This window comes from Dietzia papillomatosis NBRC 105045, from assembly GCF_001570845.1.
Classification (GTDB): Bacteria; Actinomycetota; Actinomycetes; order Mycobacteriales; family Mycobacteriaceae; genus Dietzia; species Dietzia cinnamea.
Map to the genome: position 1 here is coordinate 26,245 of NZ_BCSL01000002.1, position 11,989 is coordinate 38,233.

Consider the following 11,989-nt stretch of genomic DNA (forward strand, 5'->3'; position numbering starts at 1 on the left):
CTGTTCAGCTGACGCGCTGGAGCCGGACGTTGGCGAACTCGGTCAGGCCCCATCGTCCCAGTTCGCGGCCGTATCCGGAGCGCTTGACGCCGCCGAACGGTAGCCCCGGGAGGGTGGTGCCGTGTTCGTTGACGTAGGCCATGCCCACCTCGAGCCGCTCCGCCACCTCGGAGGCGCGCTCGGTGTCGGTGCCCCACACGGATCCGGAGAGCCCGAAGGGCGTGTCGTTGGCGATCCGCACCGCCTCGTCGATCGAGTCGTAGGTGTACACCATCGCGACGGGGCCGAAGATCTCCTCGCGGTAGGCGTCCATCTCCTCGGTGATGCCGGTGAGGATGGTGGGCTGCATGAACGCGCCGGGCCGGTCGATCGCCGCGCCGCCCGTGACGAGCGTCGCGCCCTGCCGGACGGCCGTCTCGACCTGCTCGACGACGTCGTCGCGGGCGTCCTCCGACGACAGGGGCCCGAGCTCGGTGCCCTCGTCGGCGGCGGGCCCGACGGTCAGCTCCTCGTAGAGGTTCTTCAGCCGGCCGAGGAAGTCCTCCTCGAGCTGCGTCGGGACGAAGATCCGCTTGGGCGAGTTGCACGCCTGCCCGCAGTTCGACAGCCGCGCCCGACCCACGGTCTCGGTGAGCTCGTCGAGATCGTCGGCGTCGAGGATGATGAGCGGGTCGGACCCGCCGAGCTCCAGCACGCTGGGCTTGAGGTTCTCCGCGGCCACCGTGGCCACCGCGGCGCCGGCTCCCTCGCTCCCGGTGAGGGAGACGCCCTTGATCCGCGGGTCGGCGATCATCTCGGCGACCGTGTCGCTGGAGGCGTAGACGTTGACGAAGACGTCCTCGGGTAGGCCCGCCGCGCGCTGCACCTTCTCGATGGCCGCGGACGAGCGGGCACAGATGCTCGCGTGCTTGAGCACGACGGTGTTGCCGAGCAGCAGGTTGGGCGCGGCGAACCGAGCGACCTGGTAGTAGGGGTAGTTCCACGGCATGATCCCCACCAGCGGCCCGACGGGCTCGTAGGTGACCCGGTTGAGACGCGCCTCGGGCACGTCCAGCGACTCGGGCTCCAGGAGGGCGGGACCGTGCTCGCCGTACCAGCGGTAGATCGACGCCGCGAGCTCCACCTCGCCCTGCGCCTGGTCGGGCAGCTTGCCCATCTCGGTGGTGATCGCCTTACCGAGTTCCTCGCGGTGCTCGTCGAAGGCGTCGGCGATCGCCACCAGGATGCGGGCCCGCTCGGCCACGTCGGTGGCGCGCCAGGTGGCGAATCCCCCGGTGACGGTGTCCAGGACGCCGTCGACGTCGCGGATCTGCTCGTACTCGCGGTCGGTCCGACCGGTGGACGGGTCGTGCGTGACGTACATGCGGTCCTCCCTCTTCTCGCGGCGGCCGGTGGTGGTACCCGGTCGTGTCCCGCGACGGTAGGCGGGGGGTGGGACCGTTGCATCCGGTCGGTGCGCCCCGACCCCGCCGCCGCGGTGGTGCGGGGCGGGGTCGCGGGAGGTCGGACGTGGGTGTCGGGGCCGGTGGATCAGCTCCAGCCCTGAGCGGCACGACGATCCGCGTCGGCCATGCCCTCGTTGCCCTGGGCGGCGGCGCGGGAGATCTCGGCGAGCATCGCCTGCAGCGCTGCCGCGGCCTGGTCCCAGTCGTTCTGGTGCGCCTGGTAGGCGACCGCGGCGTCGCCCTCCCACTCGGCGACCAGCGGGGCGAGGTAGGCCTTGAGGTCGTCGAGGGTGGTGCGCAGGCTGGTGGACGCCTGCGCGACCTGGCCGACGAGGGCCTCGATCGGGCCGTGGTTGTAGGTGATCTGTCCAGAGGTCATGACGGTCCCTTCCGGTGGTGGTGGTGTCGGCGATCAGAGGTTGAGCGGGCCGGTGCCGCCGGCCCGGGTGATGAGGGCGGCCGAGTCCTGGTCCGCGGCGTCGAACGACGAGCTGTTGGTCCGCATCGTCTCCGAGATCCCGGCGAGGGCGTTGTTGAGCTTGGCGCTCTGCTGCTGCCACTCGGTCATGATCTGGGTGAAGCGTGCCTGCGCGGCGCCGCGCCACACCGAGCCGCCGAGCTGGGACACCGAGTCCCGCACGGTGCCGAGCAGCCGGTCGATCTCGAGGTTCACGTCGTCGACCCTCCTGGCCGCCGTGTCCATGGTCCCGATGTGGGTGTTGAACCCGGTCATCTCGTCCTCCCCTGTGGTCGCTGCGGACTCCCCTTCTGGGTCCGTCACAGTGTTCGACGCGGCCGGGAGGTCGTTCGGTTCCACGGGATCGGGAAAATCTCCGTCGGGCTCGTCAGGAGGTGGCGTAGAGCCGGGCCGCCGCCTCGACCGGCGCGACCTCGGGTACGACGAACGACAGCAGGCGGGCCCGGTCGCACGCGTCCACGACCCGCTCGGCGACCCGTCCGCGCACGAGGACCTCCGCGGACCCGGTGGCCGCCTCGCGCCGCCGGCGCCTCAGGCCGGTGACCGCGTCGAGGATGCGCGGCACCTCGTCGTCGGCGGCGGTGTCGCGGAACGGGTCGCGGCGCTGCACCACGGCGCGGTCGACCAGGGTCAGTCCGCCGCGCGCACGTTCGACGAGTGAGACCGTGGTGCGTGTGCGGGAGGCTTCCACGCACACCGCCCAGCGCGCCGACGACGACGGGAGCGCCTCGGCCGTGACCAGGGCTGAGCGGACCACGCGGGCGGCGACCCCCACGTCCCGGGCGGCGGCCACGAGCCGGGTGGTGCGGCTCGTCCCCCAGTCGCTGGGCACCACCAGCACGGCGGCGTCGCCGTCACCGTCATTGTCGCCGGCTGAGGCCCCGGCCCAGCGCAGTGCGCGCGCGACGGGGGCCGCGAGGAGTTCGGAGACCGGCACGGAGAGGCCGGCGACGTCCACGCGGTCGCGGTGTGCGTGGGCGACCGGGTCCGCGAGGCACCGGGCCGGGAAGCGGGCGGCGGCCTCGTCGGCCCGATCCGAGCACTCGATGCGGTCGCCACCGGGCGGGAGCGCCGATCCGTCGAGGCCGGCGAGGACGGAGGCGGGGGCGACCACCGGGGACAGCACCGCCGAGGCGGACGCCGCCGCGACGGCCAGCCCCGAGCAGGACAGGTCGACGGCCAGGGTCGCCGCGCGCGCGTCGGTCACGGTTCGGACAGGGCGGTCTGGACCAGCCGCACGCCGCCGTCGCGGGTGACGAGCCGTCCCCGCCCCGCGGGCAGCGGGCCGGGTCGCACCCCTCCGAGCAGCGGCCCCTCCTCGCGGCTGCCGGACATGACGAGACCCGCGCCGCCCAGGTCGCGGATCCGGGCGACGAACGGGTCGAACAGCGCGCGCGAGGCGCCGGCGCTGCGCCGGGCCAGGACGACCGACAGGCCGATGTCCCGGGCGTGCGGCAGGAAGCGCGCCAGGGGCTGCAGCGGGTTGCCCCCTCCCGTGATGAGGAGGTCGAGGTCGTCGACGAGGAGGTAGATCCTGGGTCCGCTCCACCACGACCGCGCGCGCAGCTCCTCGGCCGTGACGTCGGCGCCGGGCATGCGCTCGTCGAGGACCTGCGCCAGGTGCTCGACCATGGGCACGAGGGCCGTCTCGGTGGGCGCGTATCCCGCGAGGTGGTCCCCGGTGACCTCGCCGAGCATCGTGCGCCGGTAGTCCACCACGATGAGCTTGGCGTGTTCGGGGGTGTTCCCCGCGACCAGCCCGCGGGACAGCGACCGCAGAAGGGAGGTCTTCCCGCACTCCGAGTCGCCCAGCACCAGCATGAGCGGGTCGCCCTCCAGGTCGGCGTAGACCACCGTGAGGTCGGCCTCGTCCACGCCGAGCGGGAGGCGGGTGCGACGACCGTCGGCGTCGGGACGGGCCAGGCTCGCGACCTGCGCGTAGGGCAGCACCTCGGGCAGCATCCGGACGGGGGCGGCGCCGACGTCGCCCACCCGGGCGCGCCACCGCCGGGCGAGGTGACGCGAGGCCTCGGCGGTCGCGTCGGCCATACCCTCCGGGTCGACCCGACCGTCGAGCCGGGGCTGGTAGACCAGCATGTGATCGCGGGTGCGGGTGAGTCCCCGCCCCGGGGCGGCCGGGACCGTCATCGCCGCGCGCCGGTCGATCATGGAATCGGTGGGATCACCCAGGCGCAGCTCGACCCTGGTACCGAGGGCGTCGCGCAGCGCCGGCCGCAGGTCCGCCCAGCGGGAGGCGGACAACACCACGTGGATCCCATAGGACAGCCCGTCCGCGGCCAGGCCCAGGACCACGGCCTCGAGGTCCTCGAACTCGGTGCGCAGGGCCTGCCATCCGTCGAGTACCAAAAGGACGTCGGGGTACTCCGCCACGGGGCGCCCGTTCCGGTCGATCTCCCGACGGCGCGCCTGGTCGACGGAGGTGATACCCGCCTCGTGGAAGGCGGTCTCGCGACGACGACGCTCGGCGTCCACCTCGGCGATCGTGCGCCGGATTCTCTCCTCCTCGCCGCGGCGGGCGACCCCGCCCACGTGCGGCAGGTCCGCGACTGACTGCAGCAGTCCGCCGCCGAGGTCCACGACGTATACCGACAGCCGGTCGGGCTCGGTGGTCGCGGCCGCGGACAGCACGAGGGTGCACAGCGTCGTCGACTTGCCGGAGCGGGTGCCGCCGACGACGGCGACGTTGCCGTCGGCCCCGGACAGGTCCACGTACCAGGTGTCGCGGCGCTGCTCGAACGGCAGGTCCACCTCGGCGAGCGGGAACCGCAGCCCGACCGGCCGGACGGCCGCGATCGCGGCCCCCGCCGGGTCCGAGCCGGTCGGCTCGGTGCCCGTCGGTTCGGTGCCCGTCGGTTCGGTGCCCACGGCCGAGTCCAGCGGGGCGCCCTCCCCCAACGGGGCCAGCCACACCTCGTGCGCGGGTCGGCCGTGCCCGGCGAGTCGGCCCACCAGGACGTCGAGCAGGCTCGCCGCCCCCTCCGCGCCGTCGGTGTCCGCGCCGTCCCCGGGAACGAGGTCCTCCTCGTCGTCGCCTCCGATCACCACCGGTGGGGTCGGCACCGGCATGTACCAGGCGGTGAACGGCCGCACCGCGGCCCGGGCGGCGACCATGGCCACCGTGGAACCGTCGAGGCGTCGGTCCTCGGTGTACGGACCGGAGACATAGGCGGCGTCGAACCGCACCGGGTCGCCGGCGTCCACCTTGAGGTAGCCGGCGCCCGGGGTCGCGGGCAGGTGGTAGGCGTCGGTCACGCCCAGAACCGTGCGGGACTCGGTGGCCGAGAACGTCTTGAGCGCGATCCGGTAGGACAGGTGGCTGTCCAGCCCGCGCAGCCGTCCCTCCTCGAGGCGCTGGGAGGCGAGCAGCAGGTGGATGTGCAGGGACCGCCCGAGGCGCCCGATCGTGAGGAACAGCTCGGCGAACTCGGGCTTGGAGGACAGCAGTTCGGAGAACTCGTCGACCACGATCACCAGCGCGGGGAGCGGGTCCAGCGGGGCGCCCTTGGCGCGGGCGGCCTCGTACTCCGCGACGTTCGAGTAGTTGCCGGCCGCGCGGAGCACCTCCTGGCGCCGGGTGAGCTCCCCCTCGAGGGCGTCCCGCATGCGGTCCACCATGGTGACCTCGGCCTGCAGGTTGGTGATGACCGCGGCGACGTGCGCCAGCGACTCCAGCCCGAGGAACGTGGCGCCGCCCTTGAAGTCCACCAGCACGAGATTGAGCGAATCGGGGTCGTGGGTGGCGACGAGGCCCAGCACGAGGGTGCGCAAAAACTCGGACTTGCCGGATCCGGTCGCGCCGATGCACAGCCCGTGCGGACCCATGCCACCGTGAGCTGCCTCCTTGAGGTCCAGCTCCACAGGCGCGCCGTCAGGACTAACCCCCACGGGCACGCGCAGCCGGTCGCGCTCGCCGCGGCGTCGCCACGCGACCGCCGGGTCGACCTGGGTGGCCACGCCGATCCCCAGCAGGTCGGGCAGGCCGGGCGCGCGGCGGGTCGAGGTGGAGCCGTCGGCGTGGGTCACCGTGTCGGCGGGCCGGTAGCGCGACAGCGCCATGGCCAGGCGTTCGGCCTCCGGCGGGCTCATCGAGTCGACCCGCGCGACCTCCTCCTCCCCCGCCTCGGTGCGGACGCGCGCCACGCGGTCGTCGCCGACCCGGATGCACAGGCCGCGGCGCAGCGCGAGGTCGCGCAGCTGCCCCGCGCGGCTGCCGGAGACCTCGAGCACGGTGACGCCGTCGAGACCGTCCTCGGCCAGGAGACGCTCGGCGCCGGTGACGCCGACCCCGTCGACGACGACGACGAGGTGCGCCCGCCCCGGGACACCGGCCGCGCTCGGGGAGAAGGCGGGACGGTCCGAGATGTCGGTCCCCAGCATCGACTCGACCCCGGCGAGCGAGAACTCGGTGAGCCGGACCCGCCCGCCTCCGTCGGTGTAGACGGGGTGTTCGTGGTGCGGGAGCCACTTGAGCCACTCCCACGCCCGGCGGGCGTCGCCCTCGCTCGCGGCGACCGCGACGCGGACCCGGTCGGGGCCGTGGGCCACCACGAGGCCGGCGATCATGGCGCGCACGGCGGCGCGTACGAGGTCGACGTCGCCGTCGAGGGACAGGGCGGCGAACGCGCGCAGTTCCAGCGCGACGGGCAGGTTGTCGACCACCGAGTGCACGCGGACGAAGCGCCGCATGCTCACCACCGACACCGGCTCCAGGTCGTCGACGGGGCCGGTGTCCGGGGCCTCGAGCCGGGTCGCGAGCGACTGGCGGCCGGGGCCCACGCGGATGGTGAGGTCGTCGGGGTCCGACTCGTCGCGCTCCCACATGCGGGGCGTACCGACGAGCGCGGGCAGCTCGACGGGATCCGGGTGGCGCCAGAGGGCGGCCGCCCGCTGCGCGGCCGCGGTCTCACGGACGGTGTCCCGGGTCTGGCCGAGGTAGCGCAGGTAGTCCTTGCGCAGTTCGTCCGTCTCGGCGGTCTTGTTCCCGCCGGTCAGCGTGCCGGCGAGCATGCCCACCGCCGAGACGGCCATCATCACCGGGAAGAGCATGAACATGGGGTTGCGCATCATCCCCGTGCGCATCATCACCACGACCATCCCGCCCACGGCCACCACCAACACGATGGGCAGGACGATCTGGATGAGCGGACGCGGGGTCGGCCGCGGCAGGGCGGGCGGCGCCTGCAGCGCGATCCGGCCGCCGGGCGTGGGCGGGGCGTCGAGCTTCTCGGCGCGCGCGAACACCACGTCACCCATCAGCGGCACCCGTGTGCGTCACCAGCGATCGTCCTCTCCACTGCCGCCGGGCGCGCGGCGCGCCGCCGGGAGTTGGGGCCCCCACGAGCGCCCTCCCACCCCGACAATGATCGGCGTATCGGGTGGCGATGTTAGGGCAGTACACGTCCTGGCGGGGGCACCAACCGGGAGCGAGCGGGAGGTCGGCGGGATGTCGGCGGACAGTGAGATCAGGGGCGTCGCCGCGGGCGTCGAACCCCTGGACCAGCGCCGGGTGTCGGTGGTGTGCCGATCCACCCGGGTGGACCTGAGCCTGCCCGCCCACCTCGAGCTGGTCGCGGTGATCCCGGAGGTCGTGGACCTCGTCCGCGACCACATCCGCGCGGCCGCGGGTCCGGCGTCGGGGGTGGACGTCGACGCCCGGATGGGCGGCGGCACCGGCGGGTCCTGGCAGCTGTCCCGACTGGCCGGCGGCCCGCTGGCCGTGTCGGAGACCCTCGCCCAGCAGCGCGTCCACGACGGCGAGATCCTCGTGCTGGACCACCGCCCGGTGCCGACGCCCGCCCCGCTGTTCGACGACGTCCTGCAGGGACTGACCGAGCCGGACGTGGCCCGCTCCGCCTCGTGGGGCCGCCGCGACGCCGTCACCACCGCGACCGCCGCGACCGCTGTCGTGGCGGTCGCCGCCGCGGTGGCGGCGACCCGGCAGTGGTGGCTCGACGGCGGGCTCACGACCCCGCTGGTGTCGGTTCTGCTCGCGCTGCTCGGCCTCACCGCGGCCCTCGCCCTGCGTCGCGCCCCCGTCCCCGGGTCCGCGGACGCCGTCGCGGGTGCGTGTGCGGTGGGCTTCACGGTGCTCGCGGGGACCACCGTGGGTGGCCCTCCCGTCGGCGCCGGGCATCTCCTGGGCGGGCTCACGGCCGGGTCGGTCCTCGCCGCGTTGTTGCGGTCGACCGTCTTCCGCCCCGGGCCGGCCCTCGGCTACGACACCGCCGCCGGGTACCTCGCGGCGTGCGTGGCGCTCGCGACGGGCGCGGTCGGTGCGCTCGTGGCGGCGACGACCCCCACGCCGGCCCCCGCGGTGGGCGCCGGTGCCGTGCTCGTCGGGCTCCTCGTGCTCACCGCGGCCCCGCGGATCGCCGTCTGGGCCGCCCGCATCCCCATCCCGCCGGTGCCCGCCCCGGGCGAGGACGTCGAGGCCGGCGACCTCGAGGACATCGACCACGACGTGCGCGGTAGGGCCCGCGGCCCCCTGCCCACGCCGGGCGTGTTGCGGCACCGGTTCCTCACCTCGCGGTCCTGGCTCACCGGCCTGTTGGCCGCGGCCGGCGCGGTCTGCACCGCCGGGTCGCTGACGTCCCTGACCGGCGACGGCGACACCACCCGCTGGTCGGCTCCGCTGGCGCTGGTCCTCATCGTGGTGCTGGTGCTGCGCGGGCTGGGCTACGCCGACCGGGTCCACACCGCCGTGCTGCTCATCTCGGCGCTCGTGCTGACCGCCGGTGTACTGGTGGGCGCGGGCCTGACCGTCGACTCGCCGGTGGGGGTCGTCGTCCCGGCCGCGGTGGCCGTCGCCGCGGCGGTCATCGTGGCCGCGTCGGTCCTCCCGCACGTCGACCTCTCCCCCGGGGCGCTCCGGGCCGTGGGCGTGGTCGAGGCCGTCGCCCTCTGCGCGATCGTCCCCCTCGCGGTGGGTGCCATGGAGGTCTACTCCCTCGTCCGCCAGCGATGACCGACCCGGGACCGGCCGCGCGCCCCGCCCACGGCCGCCGTGCCGCCCGTGTCGCCCGTGCCGTCCGGCGGACCGCTGCCACGGCAGCCGTGGCAACGGTGGTGGCCGGTCAGCTGCTCGCCCACCCGGCGGGGACGCCCGCCGCGTCCGCGGTGGAGCGCCCGTCGATCGACGGCCCGGTCCCCGAGGGCTCAGGGCTGGACTCCGGGCCGCTTCGCCTGGACGGCCCGTGCCGCACCACCGCCGCCGTCCTCGACCCGACCGCCCCACCCGCCTCGGCGACCGCCGCCGAGCTGGCCGACGCATGGATCCACGGCCGCGGGGAGGGCCAGGTCGTGGCGGTCATCGACACCGGGGTCAACCCCGGGCCGCGGCTGCCCCGGGTCCGCGGTGCCGGTGACGTGGTGCCCGGCCGGGACGGTACAGAGGACTGTGACGCCCACGGCACGCTCGTGGCCGGGGTGCTCGCGGGAACCGAGGACGCCACCGGACACTCGGGCATCGCACCCGGCGTCGAGATCGTCTCGATCCGCCAGTCCAGCAGCGTCCTCCGGGCCGAGAGCCCCGGCCCCGACGGCCCGACGGTCGGGGCCGGGGTCGGCACCCTGTCCACCCTCGCCCGGTCGATCCGGGCCGCCGTCGACGCCGGCGCCGGCGTCATCAACATCTCCGAGGTCGCCTGCGTCCCCTCCGGCACCGTGCTCGCAGACGCCACCCTCGGCGGTGCGATCCGCTACGCCGCCGTCGACCACGACGTCGTGGTCGTCGCCGCCGCCGGGAACGTCGGCGAGGCGTGCGGCGAGCAGAACCCGCCCTCCGCCGACCCGTCCGTACCGGGCGACGACGGTTGGGACGACGTCCTCACTATCGCCTCCCCCGCCTGGTACGACGACCACGTGCTCACCGTCGGTGGCGTCGACGCGGACGGCGCCCCCGCGGAGTTCTCGTTGCGCGGCCCGTGGGTGGACGTCGCCGCGCCCGCCGTGGGGCTGCGGTCCGTGGGCGCCGACGGCGCGGGCGTGTCCGACTTCGTCGTGGCCGGCGACGGCTCCCGCACCCCGATCAGCGGCACCAGCTTCGCCGCGCCGTTCGTCGCCGGCACCGCCGCGCTCGTCCGTCAGGCCCACCCCGGACTCACCGCACGTCAGGTGATCGCCCGGATCGAGGGCACCGCGATCCCTGCCGCGGGCGGGCACGACCACGCGATCGGCCACGGGGTGGTGGACCCGGTGGCGGCCGTGACCGGCGTCCGTAGAGCCGGCCGTCCCGCCCCGTCGACCACCACGATCGCCGCTCCCCCGCCCGATCCCGGCCCACCGGGTGCGGGCGCCGGCGCGGGCGTGGCGGCGGGCGCTCTGGCCCTGGGCGCGATGGCCCTCGTCGTCGTCACCCTGCTCGGGTCCCGCGACACCGGGCGCCGCGACGACCGACACACCCTCGCCGACTGACGGCGCCCCGCCGCCCGTCGCGCACCTCCCACCCGTCACGGGCCACCGCCCGCCACGCGCCCGGTTCAGCGCGTCGCGTCGTCCGGACCCGCCGGCTCCAGATCCGAGCCGTCCCGGGCGACCAGCGCCGACCCGCGGTCCAGGCGCGGTCCGGCCGGGAGGCGGTCGAGAATCGCGGTGTCCACGGGCACCGGCGCGCCACCCAGGCCGAGCACCGCGGCGGTCGGTGCGTCGGGGACGTCGAACCGCACGCCGGTGTCGGCCACGATCGTCGTGACCGCGGTGCGCGTCGTCGTGCCCCGTCCCGTCGCCGCGACGAGCAGCCCGCCGCCCGGCACGCCCACGGCGTCGACCGCTGGGCCTCCGCCGTCGGCGCCGGCCACCGCCCGGGCCTCCCCGGGGCCCGGAGCCGGCGCGCCCGCCACCAGGGACACCCGGCGCGCGGCGGGGCCCGGCCCGCCCGCGTCGCGCACGCACATCACCGGCGAGGCGGACGTCTCCAGCACCGTCGGGCGCTCGCCGGGGAAGGCCTCCACGTCCAGCGCCACCGACCGCGGCACGCCCATCCGGTCCGGCGGCACCTGCGCGACCGTCCCGACCGTCGCGGTGGACCGGATCACGTCGGCGAGGACCGGTCCGACCTCCTGCACACCGTCGGCCAGCGCGACGTGGGTCCGCGTCCCCGTGGCCGTGTCCACGGTGAACACCTGGCCGATCCGCAGCCCGTGGAGTCCGTAGTCGACCGGTTCGCCCGCCATCTCGATCACCGGCCGGCGCACCGGGTCCACCTCCGGCAGCGGGTCCACCAGGGCCGCCGTGACCGGACGCGGGTCGACCCCGCCGAGGCCGAGGATCTCCAGCAGGTCGCCGTCCCCGAGGTCGATGCGCGCGCGGGTGCCGTCGCGGAGCAGCCAGCCGGTGCCGTCCTGGTCCGCCAGCACGATCTCGTCCGGGCCCGTCTCGCGACCGGACGCGGCCCCGGCGTCAGCGTCCTCCCGCGCGACGATGCTGGTGCCGGTGACGCGCGGGCGTCCGCGGTCGGCGTCGACGACCTCGTCGCACACCGTCCACGACACGGCGGCCGCCGCCTCGGCGTCCCGGTGACCCGGTAGCGCCGAGGGCGCGCCGGGGATGCCGAGCAGCCCGCCGCGCGGGGTGCCGGCGATGTCGGCGTCGCGCACGGTCCGCGGCTCCGCCGGCTCTCCTGACACGAGGCGCGCGGACGCGAGGTTGCGCACGGGGTGCACCTTCTCACCGGCGCGCACGTACATCTGACCGGAGTCCCGCCCGACCATGATCATCGTGCTCCCGACGTCCGGGGCGGGGTCGAGCAGGGCCAGCACCGCGGCCCCGGCCACACCGAGCACAGCCGCGACCACGCCCACCGTCAGCCCCGTCGACTGACGCCTGAGCGGATCGTGCAGCATCCGGACGTCCCGGGCGACCACGGCGTGGCGGGCCCGGCGGGCGAGAAAGCGGTGGCCGTCCACCTGCGCCCTGGTCGTCGGCTTGAGCGGCACCGGCGCGGCCCCCTTTCCACGGATGTGGGACCCCCGCGGCCGGGGGCACCGGGGGTAGGGTACGCCAGGATCCGGCCCCCGTGGCCGGTCTTCCGGGCGCCGTCCGCACGCGC

At 75.4% G+C, this 11,989-nt stretch carries 8 protein-coding genes; 2 read left to right on the forward strand and 6 right to left on the reverse strand.

The features are described from left to right. Positions 1-4: 4 nt before the first annotated feature. The 5 genes from DPA01S_RS00910 to eccCa all read right to left on the reverse strand — a co-directional run bounded on the left by DPA01S_RS00910 (position 5) and on the right by eccCa (position 7,197). Complete coding sequence (locus tag DPA01S_RS00910; RefSeq protein ID WP_061228312.1) at positions 5-1,363, reverse strand: NAD-dependent succinate-semialdehyde dehydrogenase; 1,359 nt, start codon at positions 1,361-1,363, stop codon at positions 5-7. Positions 1,364-1,530: 167 nt separating this feature from the next. After that, the gene (locus tag DPA01S_RS00915) at positions 1,531-1,824 is read right to left on the reverse strand and encodes a WXG100 family type VII secretion target (protein ID WP_061228311.1); all 294 of its coding nucleotides are present in this window, start codon (positions 1,822-1,824) and stop codon (positions 1,531-1,533) included. A gap of 33 nt (positions 1,825-1,857) precedes the next feature. Continuing rightward, complete coding sequence (locus tag DPA01S_RS00920) at positions 1,858-2,178, reverse strand: WXG100 family type VII secretion target (protein WP_007628508.1); 321 nt, start codon at positions 2,176-2,178, stop codon at positions 1,858-1,860. Positions 2,179-2,290: 112 nt separating this feature from the next. Beyond that, complete coding sequence (locus DPA01S_RS00925; RefSeq protein ID WP_061228310.1) at positions 2,291-3,130, reverse strand: hypothetical protein; 840 nt, start codon at positions 3,128-3,130, stop codon at positions 2,291-2,293. Beyond that, positions 3,127-7,197: a type VII secretion protein EccCa gene (eccCa, locus tag DPA01S_RS00930; RefSeq protein WP_061913661.1), complete on the reverse strand. Its 4,071-nt coding sequence runs from the start codon at positions 7,195-7,197 to the stop codon at positions 3,127-3,129. Before eccCa ends, DPA01S_RS00925 begins: the two co-directional genes overlap by 4 nt. A gap of 190 nt (positions 7,198-7,387) precedes the next feature. Here eccCa and eccD point away from each other — a divergent pair, with 190 nt between their 5' ends. Together eccD and mycP are read left to right on the forward strand one after the other, a co-directional pair. Next, positions 7,388-8,908, forward strand: a complete 1,521-nt coding sequence (gene eccD / locus DPA01S_RS00935) for a type VII secretion integral membrane protein EccD (protein ID WP_061913554.1) — start codon at positions 7,388-7,390, stop codon at positions 8,906-8,908. Beyond that, entirely contained in the window at positions 8,905-10,356 is a 1,452-nt protein-coding gene (gene mycP / locus DPA01S_RS00940; protein WP_082767655.1) for a type VII secretion-associated serine protease mycosin, read from the forward strand. Before eccD ends, mycP begins: the two co-directional genes overlap by 4 nt. A 65-nt stretch (positions 10,357-10,421) precedes the next feature. Here mycP and eccB read toward each other — a convergent pair whose 3' ends face one another. Further along, the gene (gene eccB / locus DPA01S_RS00945; protein WP_061228308.1) at positions 10,422-11,876 is read right to left on the reverse strand and encodes a type VII secretion protein EccB; all 1,455 of its coding nucleotides are present in this window, start codon (positions 11,874-11,876) and stop codon (positions 10,422-10,424) included. Positions 11,877-11,989: the final 113 nt, after the last annotated feature.